Raw genomic sequence first — 16,852 nt, forward strand, 5'->3', positions numbered from 1 at the left:
GCCGAGGAATGTCACGCGTCCTCCCCGGTCGAGGCCAGCACGTCGGCCAGGTGCAGCACGCGGACGCCGGACCGCTGCCGCGACAGCAGCCCGCCGATGTGCAGCAGGCAGGAGTTGTCGCCCGCGACGAGCACTTCGGCCCCGGTTTCGCGAACGTGCCGGGCCTTGTCCGCGCCCATCGCGGTGGACGTCTCGGCGTTCTTCACGGCGAAGGTGCCGCCGAAGCCGCAGCATTCGTCCGCGGCGGGCAGCTCGGCGAGGTCGATCCCGCGGACCGCGCGCAGCAGCCGCAGCGGTTTGTCGCCGACGCCGAGCAGGCGCAGCGAGTGGCAGGTCGGGTGGTAGGTGACGCGGTGCGGGAACGCGGCGCCGACGTCGGTCACGCCGAGCACGTCGACGAGGAATTCGCTCAGCTCCAGCACTTTCGGCCCGGTGCCGGCCGGCTGCGGGTCGCCCGCGCGCCGCGCGACGAGGCCGTGCTGGTGCCGCGCCGACCCCGCGCACGAGCCCGACGGCGTCACGACGTAGTCGTAGCCGGCGAACGCCCGGGTGAACGCGCGGACCACCGGGACGGCCTCGTCGAGGTAGCCGGTGTTGATCATCGGCTGGCCGCAGCAGGTCTGCGCCGCCGGGAAGTCCGCGTCCACGCCGAGGCGGCGCAGCAGCCGGAACACCGCCTTGCCCGTGTCCGGGAACAGCGCGTCGTTGATGCAGGTGACGAGCACGGCGACTCGCATGCGCGCACCTCCGGGATTAAAAGGTTTCAAACCTGCGGCGCGCCGACGCTACTACTCGCCCATCCAGTCCGTCAATAACTGATTATGACGTTTCAAGACTCGAAGAGGATGTGCCGCAGGACGCGGGTCAGCCGCTCGGTGAGCGCGGCGGCGGGCAGCTCGGCCAGGGGCCCGGTCCGGGCGATGTACCGGTTGACCGTCACGCCGATGAGCTGCGCCCCGAGCATCGCGACGCGGACGGCGACGTCCTCCCCGCCGACGACTTCGCGGTAGGCGCGGATGCTGCTCTCCTCCATCGCGCTGTACAGCTTCGCCGCCGCCTGCTGGTCCGAGGCGATGCTGCGCAGCAGGACCACGAGCGGGTCGGTGGCCGCGCCGGTCTCCATCCGCTCCACGTAGGCCCGCGCGACGCGCTCGGGCAGCGTGCCCGGGTCGCCGCCGATCACCGCGTCGAGCTCGCGGTGCCCCGGCACGGCGGCCAGGAACAGCTGTTCCTTCGAGCCGAACTGCCGCAGGACCAGACCGTGGGTGACGCCGGCGCGCGACGCGATGTCCCGCACGGTCGCCCGGGCGAACCCGCGTTCGCCGAAGCTGCTGCGGGCGGCGTCGAGGATGGCCTGGCGGTGCCCTTCCGGGTCACGGCGGTGCGGGCGTCGGGTCATGCGGGTCAATTTACCAAGTGGTCAGCAAGGGCCCTATGCTCGTTAATGACCAAGTGGTCAACAGGACGGAGAGAGCCATGAGCACCACGATGATCATCGGCGGCACCGACGGGCTCGGCCGCTTCATCGCCCAGCGCCACGCGGACCGCGGCGGCACGGTGGTGATCGCCGGCCGCGACGCGGCCCGCGCCGAAGCGGTCGCGAAGGAGATCGGCCCGGCCGCCACCGGGCTCGGCCTGGACCTCGCGCGCCCGGAGACGATCGCCGCGTCGGCCGCGGGCGTGCCGCCGCTGGACCACCTGGTGATCACCGCCAGCCACCAGCGCCCGAACACGCTGCGGGACTTCGACGTCGCCGCGGCGGTCACCGCGGTGACGACCAAGCTGGTCGGCTACACCGAAGCCGTCCGGGTGCTGAGCGCGCACTTCACGCCGGAGGCGTCGGTCGTCCTCTTCGGCGGACTGGCCAAGGAACGGCCCTACCCGGGCTCGACCGTGATCACCACCTTCAACAGCGCCGTCACCGGCCTGGTGAAGACCCTGGCGATCGAGCTCGCGCCGCACCGGGTCAACGCCCTGCACCCGGGACTGGTCGGCGACAGCCCCCGGTGGCGCGACGCCGACCTGGGGCAGCAGGCCGAGCGCACGCCGATCGGGCGCCTGGTCACGATGGACGAGATCGCCGACGCGGCCGACTTCCTGCTCCGCAACGGCGGGGTGAACGGCCACGACCTGTTCGTGGACGGCGGCTTCCTGACCCGCTGACCGGCGGCGCCCGGGATCAGCGCAGCCGGCGCACCAACGAGAGCCAGTCCTCGGCTTCGGCGCGGTCGCGGTGCAGGGGCAGGACGCGGTCGAGCTGCAGCACCCGGACCGGGCGCAGCACCGCGCGGCCGGTGGCGACGATCGCGCACGGGATGCCGCGGGCGTGGGCGGTGGTGACGACGTCGAGCAGCACCGCCAGCGCCCCGGCGGAACAGAACGTCACCCCGGCCAGGTCCAGGACCAGGGCCGCCGGTGTCCGGCGCAGTTCCGCCTCCAGCTGTTCGTGCAGCGACGCCGTGACCGCCAGGTCGAAGTCGCCGGTCACGGTGACGGTGGTGTGCCCGGCCGTGGCGGCGACGGTGACGCGCGTGCGCACCGGGAGAAAGTGGGATACCTCGACCTGGCCGGGCGTCGCGAGCATCGGTGCCTCCTCGTCGAGACGGGAAGCCGCGCGGACCGCCGGCGCCTCCCGTACAGCCGGCTGCCCGCGGAGGCAGCTCGGATCCGGTCGGCGGCTGGTGGTCTCAACCGCGGCGGCACGGCGGGAAAGCCGCGACGCCGATGCCGGGACAGCCCGGCAGCTGACCTACTGCCCAGCCGCCGAGCCGTTCAACCCCTCGATCACCGGACCCGGCGACGATGTTACGGGTGTAACATCCGCACGTGACTCCCGAACAGGGCTGGCTGGTGATCAGCGTGTCGACCGCGGGCGCGCCGGACTCCCTGCGGGTGCAGGTGTGGCGGAAACTCCGTTCGCTCGGTGCCCTCTACCTGCAGCAGTCCGTGTGCCTGCTGCCCGCCCGGCCGCCGGTCGTGCGCGAGATCCGCCGGCTGGCCGACCGGGTCCGCCACCAGGGCGGCACGGCCCGGGTGCTGCCGATGGCGTTCACCGGCCCGGGTGACGAACAGGCGGTGATCGCCGAACTCAACGCGGCCCGGGACGCCGAGTACGCCGAGGTGCTCCAGCGGCTGCCGGACCTGCGGAAGGAACTCGCCGACGAACAGGCCCGCGGCAACGCCACCTACGCCGAGGTCGAGGAGTCCGAGGCCGACCTGCAGCGGTTCCGCAGCTGGCTGGACAAGATCGCCGCCCGCGACTACTTCGGTGCTCCGGCCGGCCGGGACGCCCGTGACGCGGTCGAGGAGGCCGCCGCCGCACTGGCCGCGTTCGAAGAAGCCGCCCTGCGGGCCGACGTTCCCGGTGCCGGCGGATGAGCGGCTGGGACCTGCTCATCGGCGCCGGCGCGGCGCTGCTGCTGGCGTGGCTGGTCCTGGTGGCGGCGCTGGTGGTGGTGCGGCCGCGCGGCGGGCTGCTGCGGGAGGCGCTGCGGCTGCTGCCGGACGTCCTGCGGCTCGTCCGGCGCCTCGCCGGTGACCTGACGCTCCCCCGCGGTGTCCGGGTACGGCTCGGGTTGCTGCTGGCCTACCTCGCGCTGCCCGTCGACCTCGTCCCGGACTTCATTCCCGTGCTCGGGTACGCCGACGACGCCATCATCGTCACGGCGGTCCTGCGCGGTGTGGTCCGGCGGGCCGGGCTCGACGCCGTGCGGGCCCACTGGCCCGGCACCGACGACGGGTTCGCGGCGCTGGCCCGCCTGACCGGGATCAGCCGATCTCGGCCAGGAAGGCCGAATAGGCGGCCTCCGAGACGATGAAGAAGCCGCCGCGCGGGTCTTTCGAGTCACGGACGGCGGCGCCATCGTCGAGGAGCGCCACCTCGACGCACTCGTTGCCCTCTTGGCCGCTGTAGCTGCTCTTCCGCCACACGGTTTCGTTCAACGCCAACCTCCTTCACCCGGCGAAGCGGGCGAGCACCGGCCAGCCCCGGCGCTCGCCCGTGCTTCGCTACTTGACGGCAGCCAGGAACGCCGAATAGGCCGCTTCCGGCACGGTGAAGTACCCGCCCTGCGGGTCCTTCGAGTCACGGACGGCAGCACCGTCGCCGAGGATCGCCACCTCGACGCACTCGTTGCCGCCTTCGCCGCTGTAGCTACTCTTGCGCCACACTGCCTCCGGCAGTTGGGTGTCGTTCACGTTGGGTCTCCAGTCTTTTGGTCACTCGGCCGCTCCGATGATCTCCATCAGCAGTTCACGGGATCCGTCCGGCTCCTCGGCTGACATCCAGAGTTCATCGAAAGCTTCGACGTACGGCTGAACCTCCGCCTTCTGCTCAAGGTACACACCGGCGTAAAGCAGTTCGATGTAGCCGATGTCCGGTTCGTTGTCGTCGAAACCCAAGACGCTGAACGGGTAGCCCATCGCGCGGTAGGCGCCGTTCTCGCTCTTCAGGAACCTGATGTCGACGTTCGGCAGCTCCATGAGCTCGGCGATCCGGCGCAGCTGCCCGAGCCAGGTTTCGCGGCCACCCACCTGGATCCGCAGCACTGCTTCGGTCAGCACGCACCGCACGCCGAGCGGCGCCTCGTCCTGCAGGCGAGCCTGGCGGCGGATGCGCGCCTGAACCCGCCCTTCGAACTGCTCGTCATCCGGTGCCGAGCCGAGCTTCGAAATCGCCCTGGCGTAGTCCTCGGTCTGCAGCAGGCCGGGTACGACATCGATCTTGAAGATCCGCACCTCCGATGCTTCGGACTCCAGGGCCACGTACTCGCGCACGTCCGCGGCGAACGCGTCGGCCGAAATCTGCTCCAGCCAGCGGGAACTGTGGGCGGTCTGCGCGTCGCGGAACAGGGCGTCGCGCTCGTCCGGCGGGCGGCTGAAGTGCAGGGCCAGCGTCATCACGTCGGCCGGGGTGATGGGCAGCTTGGCCGTCTCGATGCGCGACTGCTTGGCGTTCGACCAGCCGACCGCCTTCGCCACCTCGACCTGGTCCTGACCGCTTTCCAGCCGCCAGGCCGCGATCGTGCGGGCGATCCGCCGCATGCGGACACCGGACGTCTTCGCCTTGACCTCGTCGGGCACGGTGCTCCTCTCCTCGAAATCGACGCCGAGCCTACGGCAGCCGCGTCAAGTTGCGCGGTCACTCGATCGGCTGACTCTGTAAATTTACAGATTGTCCCGCTTGCATGACATGCAATTTTGCCTGACAGTGAGGGCACGACCAGCCAGCCGGGGAGGAACCACATGAGCAGCACGGATGCGTGGGGACAGGTGCCCGCGGCGTGGGAACGGGCGAGCGGCGCCATCGCCGTCGCCCGGGAACGGGGCTGGACGTGGCAGGCGCGCCCGGCCGGCTCGGCCGCACCGCACGAGCTGCTCGGCCGGCGGACCACCGCCACGCACGACGACGTCGTGGTCATCGAAGCAGGCAAGGACCCGATGCAGGCCATCGGCGCCCGGTTCGCGCCGGGCGACTGGGGAACGCCCGGCACCGTGCCGCTGCGCGGCCCGGTCACCGGCGCCCCCGACGAGGTGCTGTTCACCGTGCTGGGCTGGGCCGGCGAGGACACGCCATGACACTGCGTCCCCCACTGTCGGACCGGCAGCGCCGCGCCCTCGCCACCGCCGCGCGGGACGCCGATCGCGGCCGCCGCGTCCGCGCCGCCGCCGTCCAGCACTGGTACGACGGCCGTTCCCAGGCCGACGCGGCCGCCCGCGCGAACGTCTCGCCGACGACGATCCGGCGCTGGGTGCGGGTGTTCCAGGAGACCGGCACCGTCCCAAGAGGACAGCCGCACCCGGCCGGTTCCCCGGCGCTGCACCCGCCGCGCGGCACCGTCGTCGCGCTGTCCACCCGCCAGTTCCGGGCCACCCTCGGCGCGGAACTGCTGGCCGCGCGGCGGCTGCGCGGGTGGTCGCGGGCGCAGGTCGTCGCCGCCGGCGGCGTCGGCTACAGCCCGGCCGTCCTCGGGCACTGGGAACGCGGGAGCCGGGCGATCCCGCTCGTCGCGTTCGCCATCTTCGGCCACGCACTCGGCCTCGACCACGGGGAGGTGCTCCGGCGGTGCTACGACGAGTCGTTCGCCCACGTCCGCGGGCTTCCCCGGTGAGCGGCTTCCTCCCCGGCGTGGAGACTGGAGGGAAACCACGTCCGGGAAGGAAGCCGCCGGTGCCGGGCGCTGCTGGGCCCGGCCCGTCGACGGTAGCGAACGGGTGCCCGGCCGCGGCCGGTTGTCACCGACGCGGGTCAACCCCCTCAGTCACGTCCCTTTTCGCCCCGTCCCGTCCCGAGGTGGTGACCGGCGTGCCGCCGTCCGCACCCGCGTGGCCGTCCGAACCCGACCTGCGGCTCGCCGAGCACCCGGAGTTCGTGCTCCTGTGCCGCGTCCTCGGCGGGCTACGCCGACTGTCCTTTCCGGACCGTCCCGCCCCATCCGGAGCCGCCATGCCCCGCGCCACGCACCACCTCGTCGACCTCCTCCGCGCCACCCAGGTCCGGATCGGCGTGCTCACCACCCGGCTCGCCGACGGCACGGCGGGCCCGGACGAGCAACGCGCCTTCGCCGACCAGGCCGAGGACCTGGCCGACCTGCTCCGCTCGCACGCGGACGACGTCGACGCCGGGATCCTGGCGCCCCCACGGCACCTCTTCCACACGAATCGGGAAACCGCATGACGAAACCGCCCCTGCGCCCGGCGCTGCTCCTGCTGGGCAGCGGTCTCCGTGACCTGCGCACCACACGGGGACTGGGCCTGCGCGCCCTGGCCCGCAAGCTGGGCCTGGCCGCCGCCGACCTGTCGGCGTGGGAACTGGGCACCCGCCGTCCCCCGGCGGAGGCCGCCGCGTACATCCTGGGCTACCTGCAGGCGAAGCCGGTGGAGTACCGGCACCTGATGCAGCTGCACCGGCAGAGCGACCAGGCGGCGTACGTCGAGGACCTCGGCCCGGAAGCGGGCGATCTGCCGCCGCTGTCGGAAAAATACGCGGTCCGCGGGTGGGAGTGGGCGCCGCACGCCGTCCCGGCGGTGCCGCCGTCGGCCCCACCGGGAATCGTCCTGGTGGGCGAAGCCGCCTCGCGGGTAGCCGACAGCGCTCCCCCGCCGACGCACGTCACGGTCCACGTCGTGCCGGACGGCGCCGGCACGAGCCACGGCTTCCGGATCCTCGAACTCGCGTCCGGCACGATCACGGTGGTCCTCCGGCACGAACACACGCGGATCCACCTCGGCGACCCGCGCACGATCGAACGCTACCGCGCGACTTTCTCGCGGCTGCACCGGAAAGCGCTCGACCGGGCCCGGGAGACACCCCGCTGAGCGGCGAATCCGCGGCGGCTCAGCCGAACGCGGCCAGCGCAACCGGCTCCCACTTGCGCCAGCCGTCGAGCCGCTCCCGGTACTCGGCTTCGACCGCCGCGAACGACTTGCCGAAGAACATCCGCCGCGGCGGGTCGTCGGTGTCGGCGAGTTCCAGCATCGGCGCGCGGGTCGCCCGCGGATCGCCCAGGTCCCACTCGATCCGGGTCGCCTCGCGCACCCCGTCGTAAGCCGGGTCCGGCTCGCTCTGCCGGACGCTCGCGCCCCCGAAGTCGGTCCGGTACGGGCCAGGTTCCAGGCAGATCACGTCGATCCCGAACCCCGCGACCTCCTGCCGCAGGGACTCGGAAAGCCCTTCCACGGCCCACTTCGACGCGTGGTAGGCGCCGATGCCGGGGAACGCGCGGATGCCGCCCTCGCTGGTGACCTGGATGATCCGGCCGCGGCCCTGGCGGCGCAGGACGGGCAGGGCCGCCTGGGTCAGCCAGAGCGCGCCGAAGAAGTTCGTCTCGAGCTGCGCGCGGACCTCCTCCTCGGTGAGTTCCTCGACCATCCCGAAGTGGCCGTACCCGGCGTTGTTGACCAGCACGTCCAAGGAGCCGAATTCGGCGACCGCCCGCCGCACCGCACCGGCGGCGGCGCCGCGGTCGGTGACGTCGAGCTGCAGCGGCAGCACGGCGTCGCCGTACCGCTCGACGAGCGGGCGCAGGCTTGCGGCGTCCCGTGCGGTGGCCGCCACCCGGTCGCCGCGCTCGAGCGCCGCCTCGGTCCACTCCCGGCCGAAGCCCTTGGAGGTTCCGGTGATGAACCAGTTCTTCGTCACGACAACCCTTCCTCTCTACGTCCTGAGCTAACAGTAGCATGGACTGCATTAATGCATCTCATGCTAAGCTGTGGGCATGAGCGACGGCCGCCGTGAGCGCAAGAAGGCCCAGACCCGGTCCCGCATCCAGGAAGCGGCCCTGGACCTCTTCGCGAGCCAGGGCTACCGGGAAACGACGATCGCGCAGATCGCCGCGCGGGCCGACGTGGCGACGCGCACGGTGACGCTGCACTTCCCGGCGAAGGACGACCTGCTGTTCGCCGACGACCCGTTCACCGCGGAGTCCCTCGCCGGACGGCTGCGCGAGCGGCCGGGAAGCACCCTCGACGCGGTCCGCGACTGGATGCACGCGACCATGCGCGCCCTCGACGAACGCGACCGCGACTCGGGGCTGGACCCGGCGCACATCTGGCAGCGCCGCGCCCTGCGCGCCGGCCTGCTGATGGCCGACGACGACCTCCGCGGCCGTGCCCGCGCCGGCTACCGCGACCTGGAAGTCCTGGTGGCCGGCGGGATCGGCGCGGACATCGGCCTGCCCGCGGACGCGCTGCTCCCCCGGCTCACCGCCGTCACCGTGGTCGCGGGCCTGCGCGAGATCTACGTGACGCGCGAAGGCCGGGCCCAGTCGTCGACGAGCGATCTTTCGCCCCTCGTCGACGAAGTGCTCGCTTTCGCCGAGGCCGGGCTGACCCGCACGGGAGCCGCCAGGGGAATTTTGCCCGGCTTGACCTGATTCGGGCCGCCCGGCAATCCTGGGAGTCTTGTCCGCTCCTGGAGGGGGATCCATGCGACGGCTCGCCGTGCTGCTCTGCGCCGTTTTCCTGACCGCCACCGCGGTTCCGGCCGCGGCCGATACGCCACCGGATCCGGTGCCCGGGGAAAGACCCCCGCTCGGGATCACCTGGGGCGCCGGGAGTTCCTACTGCCTCTACCAGTTCGGCGAGGACCGCGTGAAGGCCGCGGCCGACCAGCTCGTCACCTCCGGGCTGCGGGACGCCGGGTACGAGTACGTCCTGCTGCCCAACTGCTGGCAGGCGGCACAACGTGACGCCGAGGGCAAGCTCACCGCGGGCACCGGCTACCCGTCCGGTATCCCGGCACTGGTGGACTACGTGCACGCGCGCGGGCTGAAGATCGGTTTCCTGAGCGGCACCGGCGAGCGGACCTGCGGCGGCCAGGCACCGGGCTCGCTCGACCACGAGGACCTCGACGCGCAGACCCTCGCCGGCTGGGGCGCGGACTACCTGCGCTACGACACGTGTTCCAGCGTCAACGCCGACGTGCCGGGCCGGGTCAGGAAGATGGCGGACGCCCTCCGGCGCACCGGGCGGCCGATCACCCTCGAGGTCGACGACACCGACCGCAACCTGAGCCCGTGGCTGTGGGCGCGCGCGGCCGGCGCGCAGGTCTGGCGGACGTACAAGAACCCGACGTTCGACTTCGGGTATTCGGCGGGCAGCCTCGACAAGCAGTACGGCCTGGAGGGCTACAACGGCCCGGGTGGCTGGAACATGCCGGGCGCGTTCACCTTCAGCTACCTCGACACCGGCGAACGCCAGGCGAAGCTCGGGCTGTGGGCGGTGCTCAACGCGCCCCTGCTGACCGACATGGCGCTGGCGGCCGACACCACCCTCCCGGCCGCCGAACTCGGCAACCCGGACATCATCGCCGTCGACCGGGACTGGGCGGGCGTCCCCGGGCACAAGGTGCGCGACACGGGGTGGACCGAAGTGTGGACGAAACCGATGTCCGACGGCTCGGCGGTGCTGGTGCTGTTCAACCGCGGCGACCTGGCCGCGCCGATCACGACGTCGGTGGCCGACGCCGGCCTCCCGGCGGCGCCCGGCTACCGCGTCCGCGACCTGTGGACCGGCGACGAGACCGAAACGACCGGAGCACTGGGCGGAACGGTCGGCCGCCACGCGGCCACGGTCCTGCGGGTGTGGCCGGCGAACGTGACCGCGGCACCCCGGACGTCCCTGACGGCCGAGCTGCCCGACTCCGTCCCGCCGGACCGTCCGGTGACGGCGACGATCCGGTTCACCAACACGGGTTCGACCCCGGTGACGGCCGCCCACCTGCAGCTGACCGCGCCGGCGGAGTGGCAGTTCGACGGCCCCGCCGAGGCATCCACCGGGACCGTCGAGCCCGGTGCCACGTGGGAGACGGCGGTGACGCTGCACCCGATCTCGACGGCGACGCAGCCGTTCAAGATGCCGGTCGTCGTCTCGTACACGACGGTTTCGGGTGCGCGTAGTTCGGCGGCGTCGGCGGAGTCGCCGTTGCTGCTCGCGCCGAACCAGCCGTACACCAACGGATTGCTGAACACGCAGCCGTGGATGTCCAGCGAGAACGGCCTGGGCCCGGTCGAGCGCGACAGCACGGACAACGGCCACCCCCTGACGATCAACGGCAAGACGGATGCCCACGGCGGCCTCGGCGCGCACGCACCCTCGGTGGTCCGGTACTACTTGGGCGGCAAGTGCAAGTGGTTCACGGCCACGGTGGGCGTGGACGACCGCGGGCCGAACGGGACGCTGGGCTTCCGGGTCCTGGGCGACGGGGTGGAACTGGAGGCGACCGGGGACATGCGGCACGGGGATGCATCGCAGTACCTCGCGGTCCCGGTGACGGGGGTGCAGGTGCTGGCATTGGCGGTGGACGACGCGAGTGACGGCTCGGCCGGGGACTGGGGTGACTGGTTGTCGCCGTACATCACGTGCTGACGAGAGGAAAGCAGACCTGGTCCCGGACCCGCCGGCGGGTCCGGGCCTGGTGGTTGAGCAAGGATCCGCCGGGCCGGGCGACGGTGTTCCGCGGCCACATCGAAGAGGGTTACGGCAGGCAGGCTGTGGTCTGCGGGGTCGTCGCGGAGCTGGGCGTTCCGGTCGATCTGGATCTGGTGCGGTATCGGCAACTCCGACGCTGGATCGTCCGGGAAAGGGTCCGGTCGGCGCGCGGGGAGCTTTTCGGCGGCTTGACGGCTATCGCAGCCTTTTGGGTCCTCGCCTTCCTGGTTGCTGACCATTTCGCGCCATCGGAGACCGTGTTCTGGGCGCTGTTCGGCGTACTCGCGTTCTCCCTCCTCAGCCTGCCGCCGTGGCTCGTGCTTCAGTGGGTGTTGCAGCACTTTCCGAGGGCAGGGATACTTGCGTCTACGCTTTTCCTCGTCGTGCTGGAGACAGCGGCCGGCTTGATCGTGTACGGCGAAGTGGCAGGCGAAGGCCCGGTCCACGCGATCGCCGGGAATTTCCGGGAAAACCTGTTGCTCTATGCTGCGACCCAGGCCGTCTTGCTATTCTCGGTCCTCCTGACCGGTTACCTCCTGCTGGCACCGATCGTCATGCGGTCCGAACGGCGGCGCCAGGTGCGGCACAACCCGGTCGCGACGGCGGTGAACACCCTGTTTCAGTGCATCGAACTCGCGTGCGATCCGGAACAGTTCAGGCGACCGCGAACGAGATACCAGCTCGTCACCCACACGCACGAAGTCGCCCGCATCCTCCAGTACGGGCTGTGGCGGACCATGCCGGTGCGCAGCCCGCTCGCCGTCGCGGAACTCAAACGGCGGTGCCTGCACGCCGGGCAATCAGTCGAAATCCTGTGCGCCGGCCTGGTTCTGCCGGAGGCGGCCACCCGCGAGCGGTACCTCCTCAAGACGATCCGGCTCGCCGAAACCCTGCTGTCCGGCAACCTCGGCGATCTCCCGGACGATCCCGACCGAGCCGCCTACACCATCCGCAACCGGATCGCTTCGGCGAAACGCCTGGCTGTGAAGGTGGCCGTCGCCAGCATCCCGTTGGCAGCGGCACTGGTGCAGTGGCGTTTCCACGTTTTCCCGGCCTCCGTGGACGTGCCCTTGCTGACCGTCACCGGCGCGTGGCTGGCGACCTTCGTCCTGACCGCCGCCGGCCGGCGCTACCCGGACGAGATCTCGCGGTTCCCCGATGCCCTCACCTTCCTCAAGGGCGGCAAGTGAAAGCCCGCCAAGTCACCCAGCTCCTCACCGGCCTCGTCCTCTACGGCATCAGCGACGCCCTCGTGGTCGCCGCCGGGCTCGGCGTCGAGCCCTGGGACGCCCTCGCCCAAGGGCTCACCCGGACCGTCGGCCTCAGCATCGGCGTCTGGACCAACATCATCGGCGCCGCCGTCCTCCTCCTCTGGATTCCCCTGCGGCAGAAGCCCGGCATCGGCACCCTCTGCAACATCCTGCTCGTCGGCACCTCCATGGACCTCACCCTCGCCGTCCTGCCTCCGTTCGGGAGCCTCTGGCTGCGGTGGGCCGTGCTCGTCGGCGGGGTCGTGCTCAACGGGTTCGCCACCGGCCTCTACCTCGGTGCGCAGGCCGGACCGGGGCCGCGGGACGGGCTGATGACCGGGCTCGCCGCGCGCGGGTACCCGATCTGGGCCGTGCGGTGGGGCATCGAACTCGCCGTGCTGCTGATCGGGTTCCTGCTCGGGGCCACCGTCGGGATCGGGACCGTCCTCTACGCCTGCGCCATCGGGCCGCTCGCCCAGCTGTTCATGCCGATGCTCGCCATGGACCGGGAAAAGGCCTGACGGCCGAACTCGCGGAACAGCGCCGTGGACACCGGGTCGCGGCCGGCGTACCACTCCGGGTGCCACTGCACCGCCAGGCAGCCGGCATCCGTCGAGACCGCCTCGATCACGCCGTCCGCGGACACCGCCTCGACCCGCAGGTCCGGCGCGAGCCGGTCGATCGCCTGGTGGTGCAGCGAGTTGACCCGGACCGCCGGCGCACCCAGCAGCCGCCGCAGCACCCCGCCTTCGCTCAGGCGGACTTCGTGCGCCGGCAGGTACTGGCGGTCCCGGGGCTGCGAGAGGTCCTCGCGGTGCGAACCGCCGGGCAGATCCCGCAGCGTGCCGCCCAGTGCCACGTTCAGTTCCTGCAGGCCACGGCAGATCCCGAGCACCGGCAGCCCCGCCCGCAACGCGGCCGGCAGGACCCCGAGCGCGAGTTCGTCGCGGGCCGGGTCCGCCGGGGCGAGCCGCGGCGGGCCGCCGTAGCGGGCCGGCTGCACGTCGATCCGGTGGCCGCCGAACACCACGCCGTCGAACCGGCCGAGCAGGTCCGCCAGGTACGGTGCCGGGCCGCCGACCACCGCCACCGCGCAGCCGGAAATCCGTTCCAGCGCCCGGACGTAGACCTCGCGCACGGCGATGTGCGAGACGTCGTCGACCGGTTCGGCCGACGCGGCCAGCGCCACCAGCGGCCGCGGGCTCATCGGGCCCGCTCCAGCGCCTGCGCGAGGTCTTCGAGCAGGTCGTCGGCGTGCTCCAGGCCCAGCGACAACCGGATCGAGCCCGGCGTCACACCCGCCGCGAGCTGGTCGGCCTCGGGCAGCTGGGCGTGCGTGGTCGACGCCGGGTGCGTCGCCAGCGACCGGACGTCGCCGATGTTCGTCACGTGCGCGAACAAGCGCAGCGCCTCGATGAACCGGCGGCCCGCCGGCTGGCCGCCGGTGAGCTCGAACTGCACCAGCGGCCCGCCGTTGCCGCCGAGGTAGCGCCCCAGCAGCTCCTCCTGCCCGGCCAGGCTCGGGTGGCGGACCGAGGCCACCGCCGGGTGCGCCGCGAGGAACCGGGCCACCGCGGCCGCGTTCTCCCCGTGCGCCCGCATCCGCAGCGGCAGCGTCTCGATCCCCTGGATCAGCAGGAAGGCGTTGAACGGGCTCAGGCACGACCCGAGGTCGCGCAGCAGCGTTTCCCGCGCCTTGAGCAGGTACGGGCTGCGGCCCAGCGCGCTGCCGAGCCCGGCGCCGGTCTCGGTCCACACGACGCCGCCGTGCGCCGGATCGGGCTCGGTCAGCAGCGGGTGCCGGGCGGCGTGGCGGGTCCAGTCGAACGTGCCGCCGTCCACGATCAGCCCGCCCAGTGCGCTGCCGTGACCGCCGATGTACTTCGTCGCCGAGTACACCAGGACGTCCGCGCCGAACTCCAGCGGGCGGCAGACCATCGGCAGCAGCGTGTTGTCCAGCACCAGCGGCACCCCGGCCTGGTGCGCGAGCCCGGCGACGTCCTCGATCGGGAAGATGCGCAGCTTCGGGTTGGGCAGCGTTTCGCCGAACCAGCAGCGGGTGCGCTCGTCGGTGGCGGCGGCGAAGTTCTTCGGGTCCGCCGGGCTGACGAACCGCGTCTCGACGCCGAACCGGGCGAAGGTGTTGGCCAGCAGGTTCCACGTGCCGCCGTAGAGCTCGTCGGAGCTGACGATGTTGTCCCCGGCCCGGCACAGGTTGAGCAGCGCGATGGTGGTCGCCGCCTGGCCGGAGCTGACGGCCAGCGCCGCGGGCGCGCCGTCGGCCGCGGCGATCCGCGCTTCGAGGACGTCGCAGGTGGGGTTGTTGAGGCGGGTGTAGGCGTGGCCGTCCTCGGTGAGGTCGAAGATGGCCGCCGCGGTCGCCGTGCCGGGCAGTTCGTAGGCGGCGGTCTGGAAGATCGGCGTGATCACCGGGGCGGTCGGCCCGGTGCGCAGTTCGGCGCCCGCGTGCAGCACCGCGGACTCCGGGCGCCGGTACTCCTTCGGCGCGGGTCGGTCAGCGACCGGCATGAGCGTGCTCCCTCGGTTCGGCCATGGACGCCACGATCGCGCTGACGGCGCTCGGCTGGCCCTGCGGCCCGCGCGTGAACAGCCCGCCCAGGGCGGCGTCGACCGCGGCGTAGTCCGGATCGGCCAGCCGCACCCGCCGCGCCCTGCCCAGGTTCCAGAACGGCGTGCGCGGGTCGAGGTGGTGTTCCAGGTGGTAGTTGTCGTTGTGGATGCCGGTGAGGAACTTCTCCCAGCCGCGGCTCTTGCGGTTGCGCGTCATGTGCAGGTCGACGCGGGCGTCCCGGACGAGCGGCGTGTGCTCGGAGAGCTCGATGTACCAGCCCAGGATCTGGAAGCTGGTCAGGTAGGGCACGAACCAGAACAGCAGCAGCTCCGCCGTCCGGCCCTGCGACCAGCACACGCCGAAGACGGCCGCCCAGAACAGCCAGAACCCGGCGCGGTCGAGCAGGCGCTTGCGGCGCCGGACCTGCGGCACCTGCTCGGCGCGGCCGCCGCGCAGCACCCGGTACCGGTTGCGGACCAGGTACCGCAGGTAGGCCCACGTCTGGCTGCCGAGCAGCGGGACCAGCACCACCCGGCGGACGTAGGCCCGCGGCGAGACGGCCCGGTAGGCGCCCTGCTCGATGAAGAACCGCAGGTCCGGGTCGCGGTCCGGATCGCCCAGCCGCGGGTGGTGGGTGAACACGTGCGAAACCTTGTAGGCGTAGTGCTGCTGGAAGATCGGGTACGCGGTCAGCACCGTGCCGAGCAGCATGCGCAGCCGGGGGTCGGCCGCGCCGACGCCGTGGGCGCAGTCGTGCAGGATCGTGGACAGCCCCCGCTGGCGGGCGCCGATGACCAGCACCGCCAGCGGGTAGCACCACCACGACACGGCGACGCACAGCCACACGCAGGCCGCGATCCAGGCGGCGTCCTCGAGCCAGGCCAGCCCGGCGTGCCAGTTGTCGCTGCGGTTGAGGGGTTTCAGCCCGGCCTGCACGCCGGCGGGGAAGCGGTGCGCCCGGTACCGCCTGCCGTCGTAGGCCCACTCGGTGCCCGGCATCAGACGAGGGCGGTCAGCGGGACGCCGATGAGGGTGGGATCGAACCGGCTGACGCCGTCGAGCAGCTCGTCGATCTTCGTCATGACGGCGGCGTCGAGCACGACGTCGGCCGCCTTGATGTTGTCGGTGAGCTGCTCGGGGCGCGAGGCCCCGGTGATCGCCGTGGCGACGTTGGGGTTCTGCAGCACCCAGGCCAGCGCCAGCTGCGCCATGGTCAGGCCGAGCTGCTCGGCGACCGGGCGCAGTTCCTGCACGCGGCGCAGCACGTCGTCCTGCAGCCAGCGGACCATGTAGCCGCTGCCCTCGCCGTCGGTGGCGCGGGACCCGGCCGGCGGCTGCTCGCCCGGCAGGTACTTGCCGGTCAGCACGCCTTGGGCCATCGGCGACCAGACGAGCTGGCCCATCCCCTCGCGCTCGCAGGCCGGGATGACCTGCGCCTCGATGACCCGCCACAGCATCGAATACTGCGTCTGGCTGGAAATCAGCGGCACGCGCAGCTCGCGCGCCAGCGCGGCGGCGCGGGTGATCTGCTCGGCGGTCCACTCCGACACCCCGACGTAGAGCACCTTGCCCTGGCGCACCAGGTCGGCGAAGGCCAGCATGGTCTCTTCCAGCTCGACCGTCGGGTCGAACTGGTGGGCCTGGTAGAGGTCGAGGTAATCGGTCCCGAGCCGGCGCAGGGAACCGTGCGCCGACTCCATGATGTGCTTGCGGCCCAGGCCCTGGTCGTTGGGCCCGCCCGGGCCGGTCGGCCAGTACACCTTGGTGCAGATCTCCAGGCTCTCCCGGCGCAGGCCCGTCAGGGCGCGGCCCAGCACTTCTTCGGCGCGGGTGTTCGCGTACATGTCGGCGGTGTCGAACGTGGTGATCCCGGCGTCCAGCGCCGCTTCCACGCATTTCTTCGCCTGTTCCTCGGCCACCTGGGATCCGTGGGTGATCCAGTTGCCGTACGAAATCCTGCTCACTGAGAGGCCGCTGCGGCCCAATCGACGATGTTCCATGTTCCTAGACACTCCAAGGAAATTTCCGCGCAGTCAACGTTTGGAATCGCGGAACAAGGGGCCGTCGATGACGTCATAGAAAGTGTTGATGAGCCTATCAA

The 16,852-nt window shown here is 71.9% G+C and carries 22 protein-coding genes; 11 read left to right on the plus strand and 11 right to left on the minus strand.

Going from position 1 to position 16,852, the window contains the following annotated elements; translation table 11 throughout:
* Positions 1-11 precede the first annotated feature (11 nt).
* Both OO60_RS38295 and OO60_RS38300 read right to left on the minus strand, forming a co-directional pair.
* Positions 12-737 (minus strand): (Fe-S)-binding protein, encoded by a 726-nt coding sequence (locus tag OO60_RS38295; protein WP_003071015.1) that lies wholly within the window; start codon positions 735-737, stop codon positions 12-14.
* Positions 738-829: 92 nt separating this feature from the next.
* Positions 830-1,399 (minus strand): TetR/AcrR family transcriptional regulator, encoded by a 570-nt coding sequence (locus tag OO60_RS38300; RefSeq protein ID WP_003071019.1) that lies wholly within the window; start codon positions 1,397-1,399, stop codon positions 830-832.
* Between the two features lie 77 nt (positions 1,400-1,476).
* On the opposite strand from OO60_RS38300, the gene OO60_RS38305 reads away from it, so the two are divergent.
* Positions 1,477-2,163: an SDR family oxidoreductase gene (locus tag OO60_RS38305; protein ID WP_003071022.1), complete on the plus strand. Its 687-nt coding sequence runs from the start codon at positions 1,477-1,479 to the stop codon at positions 2,161-2,163.
* 16 nt (positions 2,164-2,179) lie between these two features.
* On the opposite strand, the gene OO60_RS38310 is transcribed toward OO60_RS38305, so the two are convergent.
* On the minus strand, positions 2,180-2,584 hold the full coding sequence (locus OO60_RS38310; RefSeq protein ID WP_003071025.1) for an STAS domain-containing protein: 405 nt from the start codon (positions 2,582-2,584) through the stop codon (positions 2,180-2,182).
* A 242-nt stretch (positions 2,585-2,826) separates the two neighbouring features.
* On the opposite strand from OO60_RS38310, the gene OO60_RS38315 reads away from it, so the two are divergent.
* A complete protein-coding gene (locus OO60_RS38315) occupies positions 2,827-3,378 on the plus strand; it encodes a Chromate resistance protein ChrB (RefSeq protein WP_003071027.1) in 552 nt (183 codons plus the stop codon).
* Positions 3,375-3,818, plus strand: a complete 444-nt coding sequence (locus tag OO60_RS38320; protein ID WP_003071031.1) for a YkvA family protein — start codon at positions 3,375-3,377, stop codon at positions 3,816-3,818. Before OO60_RS38315 ends, OO60_RS38320 begins: the two co-directional genes overlap by 4 nt.
* Here OO60_RS38320 and OO60_RS45615 read toward each other — a convergent pair.
* The 3 genes from OO60_RS45615 to OO60_RS38335 all read right to left on the minus strand — a co-directional run bounded on the left by OO60_RS45615 (position 3,769) and on the right by OO60_RS38335 (position 5,082).
* Positions 3,769-3,942 (minus strand): DUF397 domain-containing protein, encoded by a 174-nt coding sequence (locus OO60_RS45615; protein ID WP_003071034.1) that lies wholly within the window; start codon positions 3,940-3,942, stop codon positions 3,769-3,771. The genes OO60_RS38320 and OO60_RS45615 overlap by 50 nt on opposite strands.
* 66 nt (positions 3,943-4,008) lie before the next feature.
* Complete coding sequence (locus OO60_RS38330; protein WP_003071037.1) at positions 4,009-4,197, minus strand: DUF397 domain-containing protein; 189 nt, start codon at positions 4,195-4,197, stop codon at positions 4,009-4,011.
* A gap of 21 nt (positions 4,198-4,218) precedes the next feature.
* The gene (locus OO60_RS38335; RefSeq protein ID WP_003071041.1) at positions 4,219-5,082 is read right to left on the minus strand and encodes a helix-turn-helix domain-containing protein; all 864 of its coding nucleotides are present in this window, start codon (positions 5,080-5,082) and stop codon (positions 4,219-4,221) included.
* 162 nt (positions 5,083-5,244) lie between these two features.
* Here OO60_RS38335 and OO60_RS38340 point away from each other — a divergent pair, with 162 nt between their 5' ends.
* From OO60_RS38340 to OO60_RS38355, 4 genes are all read left to right on the plus strand, one after another.
* Positions 5,245-5,577, plus strand: a complete 333-nt coding sequence (locus OO60_RS38340; RefSeq protein ID WP_003071044.1) for a hypothetical protein — start codon at positions 5,245-5,247, stop codon at positions 5,575-5,577.
* Positions 5,574-6,110 carry a helix-turn-helix domain-containing protein gene (locus OO60_RS38345; protein ID WP_003071047.1) on the plus strand — a complete coding sequence of 179 codons (537 nt, stop codon included), beginning with the start codon at positions 5,574-5,576 and terminating at the stop codon, positions 6,108-6,110. Before OO60_RS38340 ends, OO60_RS38345 begins: the two co-directional genes overlap by 4 nt.
* A 194-nt stretch (positions 6,111-6,304) precedes the next feature.
* Complete coding sequence (locus OO60_RS48025; protein ID WP_003071050.1) at positions 6,305-6,676, plus strand: hypothetical protein; 372 nt, start codon at positions 6,305-6,307, stop codon at positions 6,674-6,676.
* Entirely contained in the window at positions 6,673-7,317 is a 645-nt protein-coding gene (locus tag OO60_RS38355) for a helix-turn-helix domain-containing protein (RefSeq protein ID WP_003071052.1), read from the plus strand. Before OO60_RS48025 ends, OO60_RS38355 begins: the two co-directional genes overlap by 4 nt.
* 19 nt (positions 7,318-7,336) lie before the next feature.
* On the opposite strand, the gene OO60_RS38360 is transcribed toward OO60_RS38355, so the two are convergent.
* Positions 7,337-8,140, minus strand: a complete 804-nt coding sequence (locus tag OO60_RS38360; protein ID WP_003071055.1) for an SDR family NAD(P)-dependent oxidoreductase — start codon at positions 8,138-8,140, stop codon at positions 7,337-7,339.
* 76 nt (positions 8,141-8,216) lie between these two features.
* On the opposite strand from OO60_RS38360, the gene OO60_RS38365 reads away from it, so the two are divergent.
* Genes OO60_RS38365 through yczE form a run of 4 tightly spaced genes read left to right on the plus strand, consistent with a single transcriptional unit; the run spans position 8,217 to position 12,700 of the window.
* Complete coding sequence (locus tag OO60_RS38365; RefSeq protein ID WP_003071060.1) at positions 8,217-8,873, plus strand: TetR/AcrR family transcriptional regulator; 657 nt, start codon at positions 8,217-8,219, stop codon at positions 8,871-8,873.
* A 52-nt stretch (positions 8,874-8,925) separates the two neighbouring features.
* Positions 8,926-10,866, plus strand: a complete 1,941-nt coding sequence (locus tag OO60_RS38370) for an NPCBM/NEW2 domain-containing protein (RefSeq protein ID WP_003071063.1) — start codon at positions 8,926-8,928, stop codon at positions 10,864-10,866.
* A 53-nt stretch (positions 10,867-10,919) separates the two neighbouring features.
* Positions 10,920-12,119, plus strand: coding sequence for a hypothetical protein (locus tag OO60_RS38375; protein ID WP_156081352.1), 1,200 nt, complete (start codon positions 10,920-10,922; stop codon positions 12,117-12,119).
* On the plus strand, positions 12,116-12,700 hold the full coding sequence (yczE, locus tag OO60_RS38380; protein WP_003071069.1) for a membrane protein YczE: 585 nt from the start codon (positions 12,116-12,118) through the stop codon (positions 12,698-12,700). Before OO60_RS38375 ends, yczE begins: the two co-directional genes overlap by 4 nt.
* Here the strand turns inward: yczE and OO60_RS38385 are convergent.
* Genes OO60_RS38385 through OO60_RS38400 form a run of 4 tightly spaced genes read right to left on the minus strand, consistent with a single transcriptional unit; the run spans position 12,628 to position 16,751 of the window.
* On the minus strand, positions 12,628-13,386 hold the full coding sequence (locus tag OO60_RS38385; protein ID WP_003071074.1) for a gamma-glutamyl-gamma-aminobutyrate hydrolase family protein: 759 nt from the start codon (positions 13,384-13,386) through the stop codon (positions 12,628-12,630). The two genes, yczE and OO60_RS38385, sit on opposite strands and share 73 nt — an antisense overlap.
* Positions 13,383-14,708 carry an O-acetylhomoserine aminocarboxypropyltransferase/cysteine synthase family protein gene (locus OO60_RS38390; RefSeq protein ID WP_051767935.1) on the minus strand — a complete coding sequence of 442 codons (1,326 nt, stop codon included), beginning with the start codon at positions 14,706-14,708 and terminating at the stop codon, positions 13,383-13,385. The genes OO60_RS38385 and OO60_RS38390 overlap by 4 nt, the downstream gene beginning before the upstream one ends.
* Positions 14,695-15,750: a fatty acid desaturase family protein gene (locus OO60_RS38395; protein WP_003071079.1), complete on the minus strand. Its 1,056-nt coding sequence runs from the start codon at positions 15,748-15,750 to the stop codon at positions 14,695-14,697. Before OO60_RS38395 ends, OO60_RS38390 begins: the two co-directional genes overlap by 14 nt.
* Complete coding sequence (locus tag OO60_RS38400) at positions 15,750-16,751, minus strand: aldo/keto reductase family protein (protein ID WP_033263212.1); 1,002 nt, start codon at positions 16,749-16,751, stop codon at positions 15,750-15,752. The genes OO60_RS38395 and OO60_RS38400 overlap by 1 nt, the downstream gene beginning before the upstream one ends.
* Positions 16,752-16,852 lie beyond the last annotated feature (101 nt).

This window comes from Amycolatopsis vancoresmycina, from assembly GCF_000716785.1.
In the GTDB taxonomy this organism is placed as follows: Bacteria; Actinomycetota; Actinomycetes; order Mycobacteriales; family Pseudonocardiaceae; genus Amycolatopsis; species Amycolatopsis vancoresmycina.